A 19,087-nucleotide genomic window follows, 5' to 3' on the forward strand; every position below is an offset into this window, starting at 1 on the left:
GTTCATGTGGCACCATCTCAGCTGCCGATGAACGAGGAGATCCCCACCCCGGCGACGGTGAGTCGATCACGTACCGCCCTGGCCATCGCCTCGGCACCGGGGGAGTCGCCGTGGACACAGATCGAGTCGGCGCGCAGGGTGATGGTCGAACCGTCGATGGCGGTCAGGGTGCCGGATTCGACGAGTTGCAACATCCGATCGGCCACTTCGGTGGCATCGTGCAGCACACTGCCTGCCTCCCGGCGCGAGACCAGGGCTCCCTCGGGAGTGTAGGCACGGTCGGCGAAGGCCTCGGCAGCAGTCGGCAGTCCCCGTTCCTCGGCGATCCGCAGCACGGTACTGCCGGCCAGGCCGAGTAGCACCAGGGAGTCGTCGATCTCGCTGATCGCGGTCACCACATCGGTGGCCTGTCGCTCGTCGTGGACGATGGTGTTGTACAGCGCACCGTGGGGTTTGACGTACCTCACCTTGGCGCCGAGGCTCGCGGCGATCCCCTGCAGGGCACCGATCTGGTAGATCACCTCCGGGACCAGGTCGGCACTCTCCACATCCATGTTCCGGCGGCCGAACCCGGCCAGGTCCCGGTAGGAGACGTGGGCACCGATGGTGACCTCCCGGTCCACCGCGGTACGGACCGTGCCGCGCATGGTCCGGGCGTCACCGGCATGGAACCCGCAGGCGATGTTGGCGCTGGAGACGATCCCGAGCATGGCCTCGTCATCGCCCAGCGACCAGCGGGAGAAGCCCTCGCCGATGTCGCTGTTCAGGTCGATGGTGGTCATCGTCCTCCTTCGGCTGCAGGGTTGTCGACGTGGTAGTCATCATCGCGTGCGTCGGTGATCAGCATGTGACCGGGGGCGTGGGTGATGGCGAAGGCGGGACGCGAGGCGACCACCACCGACTGCGGCGTCACCCCGCAGGCCCAGAAGACCGGGACGTCCCCGGGCTCCAGGATCGGCGGATCACCGTAGTCGGGAGCCGCCAGATCGTCGATGCCGATCGCGGCCGGGTCGCCGATGTGGACCGGGGCGCCGTGCACGCTCGGGTAGTGTCCGCTGATCCGTACCGCATCCTCGACCTGCGACTCGGGGATGCCCCGCAGCGAGACGACCAGCTTGCCGCTGAACCGTCCGGCCGGAATGCAGTCGATCATGGTCCGATACATCGGTACGTTCCGGCCGGCGCCGATGTGGCGTACCGGCACCCCGGCATCCAGCAGCGGGAACTCGAAGGTGAACGAACAACCGATCAGGAAGGCGACCAGATCGTCATGTTCGGCCCACGCCGCGGTGGCGTCGGCGACCTCCTCGACCAGTTCGCCGTGGCGCCAGACCCGGTACCGGGGGATGTCGGTCCGCAGATCCCCCTGCCCGATCAACCGTGAACCATGATCGCCGGGAGCGGTCATGTCCAGCACCGGGCAGGGTTTGGGATTGAGCTCGGCGAACCGGGCGAAGTCGGCGGCGTCGGCGGCCGGCAGGGCGATCAGGTTCGCCTGCGCATGACCGTGGGCGATGCCGGCGGTCGGACGGACCAGACCGGCGCGGTACGCGGCCCTGGCCTCGGCCGGTGTGCTGGTGGCGGTGGGGATGCTCATCAGCTGATCAGAGCGAAGATCGGGCCGATCGAGACGATCGCCATGTAGACGGTCAGGATCGTGGCCAGGGTGCCGATGATCAACAGCCACTTCGGGTAACGGTAACCCTTCAGCAGGTCGGAACGGAACCAGCCGATGTACATGAACACCGCCAGCCCGATCGGCAGGACCAGACCGTTCAGGCCACCGACGAAGACCAGGATGGTGGCCGGTGCCGCACCCCAGAGCAGGTACAGCACGGTGGAGACGGCGATGAAACCGATGGTGATGAAGCGCCGGATCCGCTGGTCGATCTTCTGCGAGAAGACCACGAAGAACGAGCTCGAGGTGAAGGCGGCACCGATCACACTGGAGACCGCTGCAGCCCAGAAGACCAGTCCGAAGAAGCGCAGCCCGACCTCACCGGCGGCGGCCTGGAAGGCATCGGCGCCGGGGTTGCCGGCCGTGTCCAGGACGACCCCGCTCGCCACCACACCGAGTACGGCGAGGAACAGGACGTAACGCATCACACCGGTGACCACGATGCCGTTGACCGCCGCCCGGTTGACTTCCTTGACGTGTTCGGCGCCGACGGTCCCGGAGTCCAGCATCTTGTGCGCCCCGGAGTAGGTGATGTAGCCGCCGACCGTGCCGCCGACGATGGTGGTGATCGCGGCGAAGTTGATCGTGTCCGGCAGCACGGTCTGCCGCAGAGCGTCACCGACCGGCGGGCCGGAGACGATCGCGACGTAGAGGGTCAGCAGGATCATTCCGACGCCGAGCACGATCAGCACGCGGTCGACGATCACACCGGCCCGGCGGGCGAGGAAGATCGCGATCGCCAAAGCCGCACTGAGTGCGCCGCCGATCTTCGGGTCCAGGCCGAAGATCACGTTCAGGCCCAGACCGGCGCCGGCGATGTTGCCGATGTTGAAGGCGAGCCCGCCGATGATGATCAGGACCGCCAGTACGTAGCCGGCGCCGGGGATCGCCTGGTTGGCCAGGGTGGGAGCGAACTTCCCGGTGACGGTGACCATCCGCCAGACGTTCAACTGGATCGCCAGGTCGATCAGGATCGAGATCAGGATGCCGAAGGCGAAGGCCGCACCGAGCTGCTGGGTGAAGGTGGCGGTCTGGGTGATGAAACCGGGGCCGATGGCGCTGGTCGCCATCATGAAGATCGCGCCGATCAGTGAGGCTCGCCGTCGTTTGACGAAGTCCTTGGCCTGCTCGGCGGTGCCGGCGTGTTCGGTGTCAGCGCTGTGTTCGGTGTCGGCGGGCTCGGGTGCCCGTTCGTTGTCTGCCATCGCTTCCCCTTGGTAGGTCCAAGCCGCTTCGGTCGCCGGGCGGGTCCGCGTCGACCCGGCCAGATTGGTGAACAATAACCCGAGATTGTTCACTTTGTGGGGCATTTGGGGAAACAATGCAATCCCGGTCCTCGCCGGATCTGCTGGCTACGATGGGTGCCATGACCGTGTCCGCCGCCACTGCTGCCGGGTTCGATCTCGTCGAGCGGACGGCCAGACAGGTACGGGAGCTGATCACCGATGGGCGCTTCGGTCCCGGGATGCAGCTGGCCGAGGAAGCGGTGGCGAAGGAACTGCAGGTGTCCCGGAACACGCTGCGGGAGTCGTTCCGGATCCTGATGCGGGAAGGGCTGCTGGTTCGCGAACCCAACCGGGGCGTTTTCGTCCATCGGCCGACCCTGGCCGATGTGCTGGACATCTACCGCGTCCGGCGGATCATCGAGGAGCAGGCGATCCGTACCGCGCTGCCGCATCACCCGGGCGTGGTCGCTGCCCGGGAGGCGGTCGATGCCGCACTCACGTACCGCGCGCAGGGGCAGTGGCGGATGGTCGGCAGTATGAACATGGCCTTCCACACCGCGATCATCGGGCTCGCCGACAGCGAGCGACTGGACACCCTGTTCGAGCGATTGCAGGCCGAGCTGCGGCTGGCCTTCGTACTGATCGCCGAGCCGGAACGGATGCATGCCCCCTTCGTCGACGACAACGTGACGATCACCGAGTTGTTGGAGACCGGGCGACCGGATGAGGCAGCGGATCTGCTGGATGCCTACTTCGACCGTTCCGAACGGACCGTGGTCACCGCACTCAACCGGCTCGTACCGCGGGCCTAGGATCGACCCATGACAGTGATCAAGATCAACGCCATCACCGTGGACCCGGACTCCGGTGACGAGCTCGCCAAGCGCTTCGCCGCCCGGGCCGGTGCGGTCGACGACGCCGATGGCTTCGAGGGATTCGAACTGTTGCAGCCGGCCGACGAGCGCACCACCTGGCTGGTCCTCACCCGTTGGCGCGATGAGGAGTCGTTCCGGGCCTGGATGAGCTCCCCGGCCTTCGCCCACGGTCACCGTTCGGAAGCCGAACGCCAGGGTGAACCGGCCCAGAAACCGGTGGGTACGCACAGCGAACTCTGGTCCTACACGATCGCCGGCGGGTCGAAACCGGCCAGCTGACTCGGCCGCCCGTGCCGCTTTGTGGCGCGTCCTGGGCTCAGGTATTCAGGGCAGACGCTCGGCGCGGGTGACGACGAGAGCATGTCGAGAGCCGGGTCGATGGCCACCGCCCGGACGCCGCGGCCGGCGAGCAGCCGGGTCAGCTTGCCGGTCCCGGCCCCGATGTCGGCGACCTCGTGGGTGGCGGGGGTGAGCAGCCAGTCGACCGCTTCGGCCGGGTAGCTGGGGCGCAGCTGCTCGTACCGGTCGCCGCCGGAGGTGAAGGACTCCCGCAACCGGCGGTGCAGGTCGGCATCGATGGAGTGATCGTCCTGCACGAGACACCTGCTTCGTCGGGTTCTTGTCGGTCCGCGGCAGCTCGGGGTATCGAGACCGCGGCAGGGGATGCAGCCTACGGAACCGCGGGCTGGTCGGTTTGTTCGGCCCGGGGTGTCCGCGGTCGGTCCCAAGGCATCCGGAGCACGCCGAATGCGACCATCCCTGCCAGTACGAGCACCGGCCAGTACCCGTTCACGCCCTGGGCACCCACCAGCCCGACGCTGGCCAGGACCGCCACGCCGCCGACGCAACAGATCGCTGCCGCGACCGGTTTCCAGATCGGCGGGGCCGGCCGGGGATCCGGTTTCGGGGATTCGAACCGACCGAAGATCAGCACGAACACCGCCGTGATCGCCAACAGCACCAGACACCACAGCGGGCGGGTCAGCCACCACACGGTGGTCAACGGTTCGACCAGACCGATCCCGCCCAGGGCCAACAACAGCTGCGCCAGGCCGACCATGGCGGTCAGATGCCAGAGGAACCAGCTCATGATCCGCTGGTTCACCAGCACCGTCAGCAACCAGAGACGGGGACGTTGGAGCGCGCGGTTCAGGGCGGGTTCGAAGGCCAGTACCAACCCTGCCTGCACCATCCCGAGGAATGCCATGGTGATCCGGGTCGGATTGGAGTTGCTGATCTCGTCCGCCCCGGAGGTGATCATGGACACCGGGTACGGGCCGAGACCGACCAGCAAGGCGAGCCCGAGTGCGCCGATTCCTGCCAGGGCGAGGCGGCGGGCCGTACCGGCCAGGCGGCCGTCCAGCCAGGCGTAACCGAGCTGGTGCACGCTGACCCAGACCAGGACATAGTTCGCGTACCCGATGAGCGAGTTGTCCAGACCGATGCTGATCAGGTCGACCACCGCGGCCAGAACCAGTCCGATGATCACCGACCACCAGCCGAACCTCTCCCAGGTGACCAGGGTGAGTGGGGCGAAGACGATCACCATCAGGTACGCGGCAAGGAACCAGGTCGGGATCAACGCCATCTGCGAGGCCAGTTGCATGGTCGACAGCGGGGCGCCGAGGCCGATCGCCACCCAGCAGATGATCAGCCAGATGATCAACAACGGCAGCAGCGGAATGCCGAGACGCCGCAGGCGGGTACGCAACCAGGCGCCGTAGGTCTGGTCCTTCTTCCGGGCGGATCGCCAGGAGATGGCATTGGAGTAACCGCCGACCAGGAAGAAGATCGGCATCACCTGGAAGACCCAGGTGAGCGGATGGGTCCAGGGTGCGTGATCGAGTACGCCATGCGGTTCGATCCCGGTCCTAGGGTCGACCGCGACAATCGTCCAGTGCCCGAGAACCACGACGGTGATCGCGGCGGCCCGAAGGAAGTCGACCACCCGATTGCGGCTCGGCGGCGTCGCCGCGTGGACCTGCTCGGCCCGGCTGAGGCGCTTCGTCTGGGTGGTCATGGAGGAATTGAACTCTGTTCGTGGGTCAACCGCCAGAGTTTCGTCCGTCCGTTCTCCGGTTCCCCCTCTGCATCCGTTCCGCAGCAAACGCACCCAACGACGCCGTTTGGGTGCACCTCCTGCGGAACGGATTCGGAGAAGTGCAAACAATGGGTTGCAGGTGCTACAGAAGTGCAATAGCTTGGTTGCACGTTGTGAGCAGAGGTAACCACATCCGGACGATCCGCAACACGACGATCCCAACACCAGGAGCGAGCCATGACCGACACCGTGACCGACCGGATCGAGCGCAGTATCGACATCGATGCACCCGCCGAGGTTGTCTACTCCCTGGTCTCCCGCCCCGGATGGTGGATCAACGCCGACGAGGTCGATCCGGAACCGGACCTGAGGACCGATGGGCAACTGAGCACTCTGCGGCATCCGGTCTGGGGAGAGTTCGAGATCCGTACCGTCGACCAGCGTCCGCCGGCCTACATCGCGTTTCGCTGGTCGAGCGAACCGTTGTCGGCAGTGGGGGCCGATGCCGAGACGACCCTGGTCGAGTTCTTCATCGAGCCGATCGGGGTCGGTGTGCAGCTACGGGTGGTGGAAAGCGGCTTCTCGGCACTGACCAAGTCGGCCGATCGCATCACCAGCCACGTGGAGGAAAACACCTCGGGGTGGGAGAGCGAACTGGCGGCCGCCCGGCGATACGTGCTGGCGGCCCGATGAGCGGTGTCGCCGTCTTCGCCGCTTTGGCCGACGAGACCCGCTGGAGCATCCTCACCCGGATCGGGGCGTCACCGGCCTCGGCTTCAGCGCTGGCCAAGGAACTGCCCGTCTCACGCCAGGCGATCACCAAACATCTCGAACTGCTCAGTGCCGTGGGGCTGGTCACCAGCGAACGGCGAGGACGGGAAGTCATCCACCGCGCACTGGGGGAGCCGCTGAACGAGACCGCACGACAACTCCAGCAGGTTGTCGAGCAGTGGGATACTCGGTTGGAACTGATCAAGGTTCTGGCAGAACGGAACGCACGGACCGACGGTGTCTGACCGGCCCGCTTGCCGGGGATCGGGCAGGAGGTGATGCATGGTGGGTACGGACAGATCGGCATTGCCGGTGTGCTCGCTCGCCGTGAGGTTGCGCAGCTCGGCGGAACGACGTGCCTGAAGGCGACACGACCTATCGGGCGGCCAAGCAGCTGCGTGAGGCATTGCAGGGCGCCACCCTGACCCGCGCCGAGCTTCGCGTACCGCGGTACGCAAGCACGGATCTGCGCGGATTCACCGTCACCGCATCCCGGGTGATCGGCAAGAACCTACTGCTCGATCTGCGGCGCGGGGATCGGGAACTGACCCTGCACAGCCACTTGAAGATGGAAGGCGCCTGGCACGTCTACTCCCCGGGGCAGCGTTGGCGACGGCCCGGGTTCACCGCCCGGGTGGTGCTGGGCACCAGCGAGCACCAGGCGGTCGGGTTCGATCTCGGGCTGGTACGACTCGGCACCCCCGAGCAGACCGCCGCCAGCCTGGCCGATCTCGGACCGGACCCGCTGGCCGCCGATTTCGACGCCGACGAAGCAGTCCGCCGACTGGCCGCCGATCCGGAACGCAGTATCGGCGAAGCCTTGTTGGACCAGACCGTGATCGCCGGGCTGGGCAACGTCTACCGGTGCGAGCTCTGCTTCCTGACAGGCGTCCACCCGGCCGCCCCGGTTGGCGAGGTCGACCTGCCGCCACTGGTCGAACTGGCCCACACGATGATCAACCGCAACGCCGACCAGTGGGGCCGCAACTTCAGTCCCAGCGGCGGTCCGCGGGAGTTCCTCTGGGTGCACATGCGCGAACGCCGTCCCTGTCGGCGATGTGGCACTGCGATCCGGCAGGCCCGCTTCGGCGTTGAGACCGGGATGGAACGGTTCATCTGGTGGTGCCCACGCTGCCAACCCCTGGCTGATTGGGCTCACAGCGGGACGAGGTGAGGAGAGTGCTGAGGCGGCGCCGGGATGCGGTTCAGCCACCTCGAGCGTGACCGCGCGATCACGATGCTGACAGCGTACGCCGCAGCCCGTCGGCTCAAGGACGAACCGTCGAGGGCGCCGGTCGAGCAGCGGGTCATCGTGGCAATGGTGGGCAACGCCCCTTGTCGTTCAGGATCCCGATGGCGTTGATCACGGGCTCGAGCGTCGGCGTCGCCATGCGGCGCTGATCAGGCCAGGTCACCCAACCGGTCCCGCAGCGCCACCACATCACCGATGACGATCACCGCCGGGGCACCTACATCTTCCTGTTCGGCGATCAACGGTGCCTTCTCCAAGGTCGAGACCGTCGTCCGTTGCTGCGGGGTCCAACCGCGCTCGATCATCGCCACCGGGGTGTCAGGACGGCGACCGGAATCGATCAACGCCTGCGCCGTCTGCGGCAGCATCGTCACCCCCATCAACAACACCAGGGTCGCATCGTCGGGAGCATCGCGCAGCGCTTGGATCGCGTCGTCGGCGCCACGGTGGGCCGAGGCCACGACGAAGGAGGCGGTCACCCCGCGATGGGTGACCGGGATACCCGCAGCGGCCGGTACGGCGATCGCCGAACTGATACCCGGCACCACCTCGACCACCACCCCGTGTTCGGCGCAGTGCAGCGCCTCCTCACCACCGCGGCCGAGGACGAAGGGGTCGCCGCCCTTCAGGCGGACGACATTGTGTCCGGCCCGGGCCTGATCGACCAGGATCTGGTTGATCTGCGACTGCGGTACGGGATGGTTGCCCGGTGTCTTGCCGACATCGATCACCTCGACCTCAGCGGGCAGTTCGGCCAGCAACTCGCGCGGGCCGAGCCGGTCGGCGACCACCACATCGGCAGCGGCCAGCAACTGCCGGCCGCGGACGGTGATCAGATCGGCCTGACCCGGGCCGCCACCGACCAGGGCCACCCATCCGGGTGCGCGGTCACCGGCCGACTCCTCACCCGCACCGCGCGATGTCGAGGAATCCGTACCAGCATCTCGGACCGGGCGCACCCGGCGTACCGGGAGGGTGCCGGCAGTCAGGCCGGCATCGATCGCATCCCGGACCGCGACCGCCCGGCGCGGGTCGGCGCCACCACTGACCGCGATCGTCAAACCCTCGGCCGGGCCGTTGCCGACCGCCACCGCCGGCACCCGGGCAGAACCACCGGAGTGGTCATCGGCACGGATGCAGAAGACACCGGTCTGCTCAGCCTCCTCCGCGATCTGCGCGTTCACCGCCGGATCGTCGGTCGCGGCATGGACCAACCAGACCCGGTCCGCGGCGGAGGCCTGCAGCAGGCCCGAGCGATAGGGCTCCGGGCGCCAGAAGACCCGACCGGCAGCGACCTGTTCGGACAGTTCGGGACTGATCCGCGGCGAAACCACCTCGACCCGTGAACCCGCATCGACCAATGCCAGCGCCCGTCGGGTGGCCACCGACCCACCGCCGACCACCAGGGTCCGGCGGTCGCGCAGATGCAGCATCAGCGGGTACGACATCAGATCGACCAGGACTCCGGCTCATCGGCCACCGAGTGCAGCGGGGACTCGATCATGCCCGCGGCCAAGGTGGTGCCGTCGCTCTCGCTGATCAGCAGGAAGCTGCCGGTGGTACGGAACCGGGAGTACTCATCGACCGAGACCGGCTCGGCCAGCCGGACGCCGATCCGGCCCAGCGCGTTCAGCTCCAGCGACTGTGGAGCCGGACCGCGCTGCAAGGTGGTGATGTCGACCTGGTCGAGGATCTCCGAGACCATCCCGCGCACCTGGCGTGCACCGACGCGCAGCAGCACCCGATCCCGCGGGCGGACCGGACGCTCGGCCACCACCACAGCGGTTCCGGTCAATTCCTTCACCGTCACCGGCCGATCGTCGACATCGGTGATCACCGCACCGCGGGAGATGTCCAGATCGTCGGCCAGGCGCAGGGTCACCGACTGCTGGGCATGGGCGACGGTCAGTTCCTCGAGTGCACCGTCACGGCCACCGCGGTCGATGCCGACCACCGTGCTCTGCCGTCCACCGGGTGTCACCACGACCCGATCGCCGACCTTCACCGACCCGGCGGAGATCCGGCCGGCGTACCCGCGATAGTCGGGGAACTCCGCGCTCCGCGGGCGGATCACGTACTGCACGGCGAACCGGAACGGCTGCTGCTCGACCGGCGGCGCCACGTCGACGGTCTCCAGATGCTCCAGCAGGGTCGGCCCGTCGAACCACGGGGTCCGGTCGCTGCGGTCCACCACATTGTCCCCGGCCAGCGCCGAGAGCGGGATCGCGGTCACCTCGTCGATGCCGAACTCCTTGGCCAGCAGCGAGAAGTCGTCGCGGATCGAGACGAACACCGCCTCGTCGAAGTCGACCAGGTCCATCTTGTTCACCGCCAGGGCGACGTGGCGCACACCGAGCAACCCGGTCACCGCCAGGTGCCGACGGGTCTGCTCGACGATCCCGTGCCGGGCATCGACCAAAATCAGCGCCAGCTCGGCGGTGGAGGCACCGGTCACCATGTTCCGGGTGTACTGCACATGGCCGGGGGTGTCGGCCAGCACGTAGGAACGGTTGGCGGTGGAGAAGTAGCGGTAGGCGACATCGATCGTGATGCCCTGCTCCCGCTCGGCCCGCAGCCCGTCGGTGAGCAGTGCCAGATCGGTGGCGGTCAGCCCGCGATCGACACTGGCCTGCTCCACCGCGGCCAGCTGATCGGCCAGGATCGACTTCGTGTCGTAGAGCAGTCGCCCGACCAAGGTCGACTTGCCGTCGTCGACGCTGCCGGCGGTGGCGAAACGCAGCAGCGTGTGCGGCTGGTCATCGGTACGTACCTGATCAACCACGCTCATCAGAAGTACCCCTCCTTCTTGCGGTCTTCCATGGCTGCTTCGCTGAGTCGGTCGTCGGCGCGGGTGGCGCCGCGTTCGGTCACTCGGGTGGCGGCGAGCTCGGTGATCACGTCCTCGGGGGTGGCGGCGACCGACTCCACCGCGCCGGTGCAGGACATGTCGCCGACGGTGCGGTAACGAACCGTCCGGGTCTCGGTCGGCTCACCCTCCTTCGGCCCACCCCACTCACCGGGGGCCAGCCACATCCCGTCGCGGGCGAACAGCTCACGTTCGTGGGCGTAGTACAGACTCGGCAGTTCGACCTGCTCGCGGGCGATCCAGCGCCACACGTCGAGCTCGGTCCAGTTGCTCAGCGGGAACACCCGGACATGCTCGCCGGGGGCATGGCGACCGTTGTAGAGATCCCACAGCTCGGGGCGCTGGCGCCGGGGATCCCAACCGCCGAAGGAATCCCGGAGACTGAACACACGCTCCTTGGCGCGCGCCTTCTCCTCGTCGCGGCGGCCGCCGCCGAAGACCGCATCGAACTTGTGATCGGCGATCGCGTCCAGCAGCGGAACGGTCTGCAGCGGGTTCCGGGTGCCGTCGGGACGCTCGGACAGTCGCCCGTCGTCGATGTAGTCCTGCACCGAGGCGACCTCCAGCCGCAGCCCGTACCGTTCGGCGACCTCGTCGCGGAAGGTCAGCACCTCGGGGAAGTTGTGCCCGGTGTCGACATGCAACAGGGTCAGCGGCGGCCTGCCCGGGGCGAAGGCGCGCAACGCCAGGTGCAACATCAGCACCGAATCCTTGCCGCCGGAGAACAACAGGGCCGGGCGCTCGAACTGCCCGGCGACCTCGCGGAAGATGTAGATCGCCTCGGACTCCAACTGGTCCAGTTGATCAAGCACCACCGAATTCTCGGTGCGGTCGGCGTTCACGGTGGCCGTGTTCGTCATGTGTGAAGTCCGCATTCTGTCTTGGCCTTGCCGGCCCAGCGGCCGGCTCGGGGGTCTTCTCCGGGTTTCGTCGCCCGGGTGCAGGGGGCGCAGCCGATGGAGGTGTATCCCTGCTCCCGCAGGGGATTCTCGTAGACGTAGTTGTCCTTCACGAACTGCGTCACGTCCTCATCGGTCCAGGCGGCGATCGGGTTGATCTTGATCATCCCGCGCTTGTGGTCGATGCCGATGATCTCGATGTCGGTACGGGTCGGCGCATCCACCCGACGCATCCCGGTCACCCAGGCCGACTTGGCGGCCAGGGTGCGCTCCATCGGCTCGACCTTCCGCATCGCGCAGCAGGCATTCGGATCGCGATCATGAAGCTTCGGGCCGTACTTCTCGTCCTGCTCGGCGACGGTCAGCTGCGGGGTGACGGTGACCAGCTTGATCGGCGCCAGCACCTCGAAGGCGTCGCGGGTCTCCAGGGTCTCGGCGAAGTGATATCCGGTGTCGAGGAAGAACACCTCGATCCCCGGGGCAGTGGTGCCGGCCAGATGCACCAACACCTCGTCGCCCATCGAACTCGCCACGGTCACCTGCTCACCGAACGTGTCCTGGGCCCACTTCAGGGCCGCCTCGGCGGTACGTACCCGATCGGCATGGGTGGCCGACTCCTCGGGTACGGCAGCCCGCCCGGCCTGCAGCAGACGCTCCAGTTCGGCCTCCGGCAGGTGCGGGGTCTCGGTGCCCGAGGCACCGTGCACTTCGAGGTTCATTCCGGATCCTCCTGACTTGCCGCGAGATGTCCCGGGACCAGGGACTTCTCGATCCGGTGCAGGGTGACCGAGTAGACCCGGGCGCACGGGCGGCAGAGCCAGCCGTTGCTGGGCTCCTCGACCGGTCGCAGGTCCTCCTCACCGCAGAACGGGCAGAAGTAGGGCACGGCGCGTACCTGCTCGCTCATCGCAGCAGCTCCTCGTCGGCGCGTTGAGCCCAGACCGCGAAGCTCTCCTGGGCGTTCTCCCGATCGCTGAGGTAGTTCCGGGAGACCCGCTCGATGTAATCGGGCAGATCGGTCGCGGTCACCCGCAGCGCACGGGTCTTGCGGGCGAGACTCGGCTCGGCGCCGAGAGCGCCGCCGAGGTGGATCTGGAAACCGTCGATCGGGTTGCCGTCCTCGTCGTCCATCACCAGCCCCTTCAGGCCGATGTCGGCGACCTGGAACCGGGCGCAGGAGTTCGGGCAGCCGTTGATGTGGATGCTCAACGGGGTGTCGAAGTCGGGCAGCCGCTTCTCGAGGTCGTCGACCACCGACCTGGCCAGCGCCTTGGTCTCCACCACCGCCAGTTTGCAGAACTCGATGCCGGTGCAGGCCATCACACCGCGGCGGAACTCGCTCGGGGTGGCCTTCAGGCCCAGTCGGGTCAGCCCGCCCTTCACGTAGCGCGCCCGTTCGGCGGGGACGTCGAGCACCAGCAGCTTCTGGTGGGTGGTCAGCCGGACCCGACCCGAGCCGTTGCGCTCGGCGACATCGGCGACCTTGGACAACAATGTGCCGGAGACACGGCCACCGACCGGGGTCACGCCGACCCAGAATCGGCCGTCGGCCTGTTCGTGCACCCCGACGTGGTCGCGACGGTGCTCCGGTACGGGGCCGGGCGGTGGCCCGTCGACCAGCGGACGCTGCAGGTACTCCTTCTCCAGCACCTCCCGGAACTTCTCCGCGCCCCAGTCGGCGACCAGGAACTTCAACCGGGCCCGGTTGCGCAGGCGGCGGTAACCGTAGTCCCGGAAGATCCCGATCACCCCGGCCCACACCTCCGGCACCTCGTCCAGCGGGACCCAGGCGCCGAGGCGCTGGGCGAACATCGGGTTGGTCGACAGGCCGCCGCCGACCCACAGGTCGAAACCGGGGCCGTGTTCGGGGTGGTTCACCCCGACGAAGGACACATCATTGATCTCGTGACCCACGTCCAGGGCCGGGGAACCGGAGATGGCGGTCTTGAACTTCCGCGGCAGGTTGGAGAAGGCCGGGTCGCCGATGTAGCGCCGCGTGATCTCCTCGATCGCCGGAGTCCCGTCGATCACCTCGTCGGCGGCGATCCCGGCCACCGGGGAGCCGAGCACCACCCGCGGGGTGTCGCCACAGGCCTCGGTGGTGTTCAGCCCGACCTCTTCCAGGCGGCGCCAGATCTCGGGCATGTCCTCGATCCGGATCCAGTGCAGCTGGATGTTCTGCCGGTCGGTGATGTCGGCGGTGTCGCGGCCGAACTCGGTGGAGATACCGGCGATCGCGCGGAGCTGGGCCAGGCTCAGGGCGCCACCGTCGCTGCGTACCCGAAGCATGAAGTACTCGTCGTCGAGGTCCTCGGCGGTGGCGGTACGGCGGCCGTCGATGCCGGGGCGCCGCTGGGTGTACAGACCCCACCAGCGCATCCGTCCGCGCAGGTCGTCACCGGGAATCGAGGAGAACCCCTCCTTGGAGTAGATCTCCAGGATCCGGGTACGGACGTTCAGCCCGTCGTCGGCCTGCTTGAACTCCTCGTTGTGGTTCAGCGGGGTCCGGTCACCGTCGGCCCAGGCGCCGGTGGCCTTGGTCTTGCCCCGCTGCGGGCGCTCGGTCGGAGTGGTGGTGGTCAAGGGATCCTCATCAGTTGCGCGGAGGTGGTGGTCGACACCGATGGATGTGGGGCAAGTCCGGGGTACGGACTCGCGACCCGGCTGCGGGCGCGGGAATGCTCAGAGAGCGCGACAGACCGCACTGTCGACACGCATCATGTCGACGTGGATCCGGGTGACGAGGAGAATCGCCATGTCTACGAGTTTGCGCCAGAGGTCGCCGAAGCCGAAATCTGTCCAGCATGTGGTTGCCGCGGGCAGCACGGCGTGGAGCTGCTGCAGGCAGAGACAGAAGTGTCCCGCAGGCGGCTCGATCAAAGTCTCCTGAACTTGTGTACTTTTGGCAAGTGGCTGCGGTGCGGGACCGCGTGCGCGAGGGGTTTGTCGAAACCGCAGGCTCGGGGGCGGGCAGGGGTTCGGTCCGCAGCCTGACCTCGACGGATTCGGCTGGACCTTGCGGATCGGCTTGTTAAAATCCTGAGTCCATGGACGCCTTGTGTGTGATCAACGAGCCCGAAGAACCCTGTAGTACCACGCCGGCGGGGTCGAAGAAGTGACCTGGATCCTGCTGGCCATCGCCCTCCTTCTGGTCCTTCTCTGCGGCATCTTCGTCGCCGCCGAATTCTCCTTCGTCACCGTCGACCGCACCCAGGTCCGGCGTGAGGCCGAGGCCGGGGACACCGCGGCCCAGGGCCTCGACAAGGCCCTGACGCACTTGTCGACCCAGCTCTCTGGGGCGCAGATCGGCATCACGCTGACCAATCTGGCGATCGGTTTCCTGGCCGAGCCGGCGATCGCCCAGCTGCTGCACACCCCGATCACCGCGCTGGGCGTACCCGAGCAGGCCGTCAGCCCGATCTCCCTGGTGGTCGCCCTGATCCTGGCCAATGTGGTCACCATGGTCTACGGCGAACTGGTGCCGAAGAACCTGTCCATCGCCAACCCGATGCGGGTGGCGAAACTCACCCAGCTGCCGATGCGGGTGATGACCGCGGTGCTGTTCGTGCCGATCAAGATCTGCAACAACGCCGCCAACGCCATCGTCCGCCTGCTCGGCTTCGAACCGCAGGAGGAACTGCGGTCGGTACGCTCGGCCGACGAGATCGCCTCCCTGGTCCGCCGCTCGGCCCACCAGGGGATGCTCGACGCCGACACCGCCACCTTGGTCGAGCGCTCCATCGCCTTCGCCGACCGGACCGCCGGCGACATCATGACCCCGCGGGTACGGGTACGCATGGTCGCCGCCGACGATCCGGTGCAGGCCGTGATCGACGCCTCCCGGCGTACCGGCCACTCCCGGTTCCCGGTCTCCGGGTCCGGGGAGGACGCCGATGAGGTGGTGGGCATGGTGCACCTGCGCGATGTCGTCGGCGTGCCGGTCGACCGGCGGGCGAGCGTACCGGTGTCGGAACTGATGCGCCGGACCGTGATGGTCCCCGAGACCCTGCAACTGGATCCACTGCTGACCCAGCTGCGGGAGGAGGGGATGCAGGTCGTCGTGGTCGTCGACGAGTACGGCGGTACGGCCGGGCTGGTCACCCTGGAGGATGTGGTGGAGGAACTGGTCGGCGAGATCGCCGACGAACACGACACCGCCCGGGCCCAGTTGCGCCATCGCCGGGACGGGAGCTGGACTCTGTCCGGTCTGCTGCGTCCCGACGAGGTGGAGGAACAGACCCACATCGCCCTGCCCGAGGGTGAGCACTACGACACCGTGGCCGGTCTCTTCGTCACCGAGTTCGGCTCGATCCCGCAGGTCGGCGACGAGATCCGGATCGCCGTCGCCCGGGAGATCGACCTGGACGACGACGGCCCGAACGAGCTCGGTGAGTACCAGGTGTTGCTGCGGGTGGAACGGATGGACGGTCGCCGCGTGGACCGGCTGCGGATGGAGGTCCTGGACGATCTGGTCGACGCCGGACCCGCCGTCGCGAAGGAGGCCGCCCGATGACCCCGTTGATCCCGCTGGCCGAATCGGTGCTGCCGGTCGATGTCGCCTTGTGGATCGGGCTGGCGCTGCTGCTGCTGAACGCCTTCTTCGTCGGCTCGGAGTTCGCCTTGATCTCGGTCCGCCGGACCAAGCTCGAACCGTACGTGAAGAACGGCACCAGAGGTGCGCGTACCACCCTGCGCGCGGTGGAGAACGTGTCGTTGATGATGGCCGCCGCGCAGCTGGGCATCACCGTCTGTACGGTGCTGCTGGGTGCCATCGCCGAACCCGGTCTGGCCACCTTGATCGCCCCGTTGATCGAGGCCGTCGGTCTGCCCAGCCAGGTCACCGACGTGATCTCGGTGGTGATCGCGATCAGCATCGTGGTGCTGTTGCACGTGGTGCTCGGGGAGATGGTGCCGAAGAACATCGCCCTGGCCGAGCCGGAGCGCTCCTCGCTCACCCTCGGCCCGCTGATCTCGGCCATGGTGACCGTGCTCCGGCCGTTGATCTGGATGTTGAACCAGCTGGCCAACCTCAGCCTGCGGGCGATGGGGGTCACCCCGCGCGACGAGGTCGCCTCGGCCTACACCACCGAGGAGGTGAAGGGGATCGTCGACGAGTCCCGCGAGGAGGGCATGATCGAGGACGACTCCTACGAGTTGTTGTCGGGTGCCCTGAACTTCTCCCGGCGTACCGTCGAACCGGTGATCCTGCCGCTGGCCGAGCTCGACTACGTCCACCCCAGTACCACCGTGGCGGAACTGGAGGCGGAGTCGGCGAAGACCGGCTACTCCCGCTTCCCGGTGCTGAATCCGCCCGAGGACAACGACGGTGACGAGGTGATCGTCCGCGGCTACATCCACCTCAAGGACACCCTCGGCGAGGACCAGGACACCAAGATCAACAACAAGTGGACCAGGCCGATGCCGGCGGTACGTACCGACACCCGGCTGTGGGATGCGATGCAGGTGATGCAGTCCCGGCATGCGCACATGGCGGTGGTGCTGGACGATGACGACCGGACGGTCGGCGTGGTCACCCTGGAGGATGTGCTGGAGGAACTCGTCGGCGAGGTACGCGATGTCGGCGAGCTGAGTGAGGCCGTGAGCAGCTGATCGCGGGATTGCCCGGTCAGACCACTGCGGTCATGCCGCCGTCGACGAAGATGTTCTGTCGGTTGACAAAGCTGGAGGCCTTCGAGGCCAGGAACAGCAGCGCGCCGTCGAGTTCGGAGAAGTCGCCCCAGCGACCGGCCGGGGTGCGTTTGGTCAGCCAACCGCTGAACTCGGGGTCGTCGACCAGATTGCGATTCATCTCGGTGGCGAAGTAGCCCGGCGACAGGGCGTTGACCTGGATGTCGTAGCGGGCAAGGTCGGCTGCCATGCCCTTGGTCAGCTGGACGATACCGCCCTTGGTCGCCGAGTACGGGGCGATCGTCTGCCGGGCGAGCAGTGACTGCACCGAGGCGATGTTGATGATCTTGCCCGACCCGCGGCTGATCATGCCCGCGGCGACGAATCGTGCCACGTAGAAGGGACCCGACAGGTTGGCCGCAACCAGATCGTCCCACTCGTCGATGGAGAACTCGGCGAACGGCGCGCGCCGCTGCACCCCGGCATTGTTCACCAGGATGTCGGGCACACCGACGGTCGCGTTCAGTTCCTCGACACCGCGCCGCACCGCCTCGGGATCGGTGACGTCGAAGATCAACGACTGCGCCTGCCGGCCGGACAGCTCCGACATCTCCGAGCGTGCGTCCTCCACCGCAGCCGCGTCCCGACCGTGGACCACCAGCCGGGCACCGTTGCGTGCCAGGGCGGCAGCCAGGGACCGGCCGAGTCCCCGCGAGGAACCGGTGACGAGCAGTCGGGGTTGGCCTCGATTGGACTAGGGCTGACCGGCAAGGCGGTAAGCCTCGAGACCCATCGTGGCATGGTCACCCGAAGCGGGTGTCATCAGTGGAACAGCCGCGCGTTCTCGTCCGGTCGGCGTCGGCGGGCGAGGAAGGCCAGGCCGGCCAGCGCGGCCAGGCCGAGGACGCCGATCACGGCCATCCACCACGGCACCAGGTCGAACGGGTTCAGGGAGGTGTCGGGCTGGGTCTGGGCCTCGGCCGGCTGCTCGCCGGCAGGTTCCTGCTCGGGTACGGGCTCGGCCGCGGGTTCCTCAGGGGTGTCGGCCACCGGCGGATCGGTCAGAGTCACCGTCAGCGCTTGTTCGACGGCTGCCATGCTGGGCGTCGGCGGCACCGAGATGACGATCGGGTACTCGGGGAAGTCGCCGCCGGCACCGGCTGTCTCGGGGATCGTCACGTCGCCGGAGAACGTCCCGTCGGCATCGGTCTCGAAACTGGCCAAGTTCAGCTCATCGGTACCGCCGTACACCTCGACCGCCGCATCGCCGATCGGCCCGTCTGCGCCGGTGACCGTACCGCTGACGGTGATGGTGTCACCATGGACGACCCGATCGGCGGAGAGTTCGGCCTGCAGGGCGGTGTTGGCATGCGCCGAACCGATCGGCGCGATCAGCAGCGCGAACACGCTCAGCAGGACCACCAGCGCGCTACGGGAGACGGAAAGACGTGGCACAGTTCGACGCTCACCGGGTTGGGGACAGTGTGGACGGGCCAAGTCTGCCCGATCCCCGGCCGGTTTTCGGTGATGGCATGCCCGGAATCGGGAGCGAGTCCGAACCGATCGGCGCCCGGGGCATTCCGTGGTCGGAGACGCCCGTCTCATCCGCCGCCTGGGCATTCCGTGGTCGGAGACGCCCGTCGCACCCGCCGCCTGGGCATTCCGTGTCGGAATCGCCGTGAACCGTACTGGTTTTGGTTCCGCTTCTTTTAGGAGGATGGAGTCATGCCACGTCAGTATCCGCCGGAGTTCCGGCAGCGTGCGGTCCGGATGATCCGGGAGGCCGATCGTGAGGACGGCAGCACGGAGTATCAGTTGATCGGGCGGGTCGCGAAACAGCTCGGGATCGCC

General features: G+C 67.5%; 20 protein-coding genes. 7 read left to right on the forward strand and 13 right to left on the reverse strand.

Features of this window, described 5'->3' with window-relative positions; genetic code table 11:
- Positions 1–17: 17 nt before the first annotated feature.
- Genes CLV29_RS13920 through CLV29_RS13930 form a run of 3 tightly spaced genes read right to left on the reverse strand, consistent with a single transcriptional unit; the run spans position 18 to position 2,883 of the window.
- Positions 18–782: a LamB/YcsF family protein gene (locus CLV29_RS13920; RefSeq protein WP_133755662.1), complete on the reverse strand. Its 765-nt coding sequence runs from the start codon at positions 780–782 to the stop codon at positions 18–20.
- Positions 779–1,597, reverse strand: coding sequence for a putative hydro-lyase (locus CLV29_RS13925; RefSeq protein WP_133755663.1), 819 nt, complete (start codon positions 1,595–1,597; stop codon positions 779–781). The genes CLV29_RS13920 and CLV29_RS13925 overlap by 4 nt, the downstream gene beginning before the upstream one ends.
- Positions 1,597–2,883 carry an NRAMP family divalent metal transporter gene (locus CLV29_RS13930; protein WP_133755664.1) on the reverse strand — a complete coding sequence of 429 codons (1,287 nt, stop codon included), beginning with the start codon at positions 2,881–2,883 and terminating at the stop codon, positions 1,597–1,599. Before CLV29_RS13930 ends, CLV29_RS13925 begins: the two co-directional genes overlap by 1 nt.
- A 161-nt stretch (positions 2,884–3,044) precedes the next feature.
- On the opposite strand from CLV29_RS13930, the gene CLV29_RS13935 reads away from it, so the two are divergent.
- Both CLV29_RS13935 and CLV29_RS13940 read left to right on the forward strand, forming a co-directional pair.
- Positions 3,045–3,716, forward strand: coding sequence for a GntR family transcriptional regulator (locus CLV29_RS13935; protein WP_133755665.1), 672 nt, complete (start codon positions 3,045–3,047; stop codon positions 3,714–3,716).
- A 9-nt stretch (positions 3,717–3,725) separates the two neighbouring features.
- Entirely contained in the window at positions 3,726–4,058 is a 333-nt protein-coding gene (locus CLV29_RS13940; RefSeq protein WP_133755666.1) for an antibiotic biosynthesis monooxygenase family protein, read from the forward strand.
- On the opposite strand, the gene CLV29_RS13945 is transcribed toward CLV29_RS13940, so the two are convergent.
- Together CLV29_RS13945 and CLV29_RS13950 are read right to left on the reverse strand one after the other, a co-directional pair.
- A complete protein-coding gene (locus CLV29_RS13945) occupies positions 4,022–4,375 on the reverse strand; it encodes a class I SAM-dependent methyltransferase (RefSeq protein WP_133755667.1) in 354 nt (117 codons plus the stop codon). The genes CLV29_RS13940 and CLV29_RS13945 overlap by 37 nt on opposite strands.
- Before the next feature lie 74 nt (positions 4,376–4,449).
- On the reverse strand, positions 4,450–5,799 hold the full coding sequence (locus CLV29_RS13950) for an acyltransferase family protein (RefSeq protein ID WP_133755668.1): 1,350 nt from the start codon (positions 5,797–5,799) through the stop codon (positions 4,450–4,452).
- Positions 5,800–6,057: 258 nt separating this feature from the next.
- Between CLV29_RS13950 and CLV29_RS13955 the strand changes: the two genes are divergently transcribed.
- The 3 genes from CLV29_RS13955 (at position 6,058) to CLV29_RS13965 (ending at position 7,765) form a co-directional block, all read left to right on the forward strand.
- On the forward strand, positions 6,058–6,513 hold the full coding sequence (locus tag CLV29_RS13955; protein WP_133755669.1) for an SRPBCC family protein: 456 nt from the start codon (positions 6,058–6,060) through the stop codon (positions 6,511–6,513).
- A complete protein-coding gene (locus tag CLV29_RS13960; RefSeq protein WP_133755670.1) occupies positions 6,510–6,836 on the forward strand; it encodes an ArsR/SmtB family transcription factor in 327 nt (108 codons plus the stop codon). Before CLV29_RS13955 ends, CLV29_RS13960 begins: the two co-directional genes overlap by 4 nt.
- A gap of 110 nt (positions 6,837–6,946) precedes the next feature.
- Entirely contained in the window at positions 6,947–7,765 is an 819-nt protein-coding gene (locus CLV29_RS13965) for an Fpg/Nei family DNA glycosylase (RefSeq protein ID WP_133755671.1), read from the forward strand.
- Between the two features lie 227 nt (positions 7,766–7,992).
- On the opposite strand, the gene cobA is transcribed toward CLV29_RS13965, so the two are convergent.
- Genes cobA through CLV29_RS13995 form a run of 6 tightly spaced genes read right to left on the reverse strand, consistent with a single transcriptional unit; the run spans position 7,993 to position 14,191 of the window.
- A complete protein-coding gene (gene cobA, locus CLV29_RS13970; RefSeq protein WP_133755672.1) occupies positions 7,993–9,291 on the reverse strand; it encodes a uroporphyrinogen-III C-methyltransferase in 1,299 nt (432 codons plus the stop codon).
- Positions 9,291–10,631, reverse strand: a complete 1,341-nt coding sequence (locus CLV29_RS13975; protein ID WP_133755673.1) for a sulfate adenylyltransferase subunit 1 — start codon at positions 10,629–10,631, stop codon at positions 9,291–9,293. The genes cobA and CLV29_RS13975 overlap by 1 nt, the downstream gene beginning before the upstream one ends.
- Positions 10,631–11,569, reverse strand: coding sequence for a sulfate adenylyltransferase subunit CysD (gene cysD, locus CLV29_RS13980; protein WP_133755674.1), 939 nt, complete (start codon positions 11,567–11,569; stop codon positions 10,631–10,633). Before cysD ends, CLV29_RS13975 begins: the two co-directional genes overlap by 1 nt.
- Positions 11,566–12,327 (reverse strand): phosphoadenylyl-sulfate reductase, encoded by a 762-nt coding sequence (locus tag CLV29_RS13985; protein WP_133755675.1) that lies wholly within the window; start codon positions 12,325–12,327, stop codon positions 11,566–11,568. Before CLV29_RS13985 ends, cysD begins: the two co-directional genes overlap by 4 nt.
- Positions 12,324–12,515, reverse strand: a complete 192-nt coding sequence (locus CLV29_RS13990; protein WP_133755676.1) for a hypothetical protein — start codon at positions 12,513–12,515, stop codon at positions 12,324–12,326. Before CLV29_RS13990 ends, CLV29_RS13985 begins: the two co-directional genes overlap by 4 nt.
- Positions 12,512–14,191, reverse strand: a complete 1,680-nt coding sequence (locus CLV29_RS13995) for a nitrite/sulfite reductase (RefSeq protein ID WP_133755677.1) — start codon at positions 14,189–14,191, stop codon at positions 12,512–12,514. The genes CLV29_RS13990 and CLV29_RS13995 overlap by 4 nt, the downstream gene beginning before the upstream one ends.
- 532 nt (positions 14,192–14,723) lie before the next feature.
- Here CLV29_RS13995 and CLV29_RS14000 point away from each other — a divergent pair.
- Both CLV29_RS14000 and CLV29_RS14005 read left to right on the forward strand, forming a co-directional pair.
- Complete coding sequence (locus CLV29_RS14000; protein WP_133755678.1) at positions 14,724–16,121, forward strand: hemolysin family protein; 1,398 nt, start codon at positions 14,724–14,726, stop codon at positions 16,119–16,121.
- Positions 16,118–17,218 (forward strand): hemolysin family protein, encoded by a 1,101-nt coding sequence (locus CLV29_RS14005; protein WP_208292962.1) that lies wholly within the window; start codon positions 16,118–16,120, stop codon positions 17,216–17,218. Before CLV29_RS14000 ends, CLV29_RS14005 begins: the two co-directional genes overlap by 4 nt.
- 16 nt (positions 17,219–17,234) lie before the next feature.
- Here CLV29_RS14005 and CLV29_RS14010 read toward each other — a convergent pair whose 3' ends face one another.
- Complete coding sequence (locus CLV29_RS14010) at positions 17,235–17,969, reverse strand: SDR family oxidoreductase (RefSeq protein ID WP_133755679.1); 735 nt, start codon at positions 17,967–17,969, stop codon at positions 17,235–17,237.
- An 89-nt stretch (positions 17,970–18,058) separates the two neighbouring features.
- On the reverse strand, positions 18,059–18,691 hold the full coding sequence (locus tag CLV29_RS14015; protein WP_133755680.1) for a hypothetical protein: 633 nt from the start codon (positions 18,689–18,691) through the stop codon (positions 18,059–18,061).
- Positions 18,692–19,087: the final 396 nt, after the last annotated feature.

This window comes from Naumannella halotolerans, assembly GCF_004364645.1.
GTDB classification, from domain to species: Bacteria; Actinomycetota; Actinomycetes; order Propionibacteriales; family Propionibacteriaceae; genus Naumannella; species Naumannella halotolerans.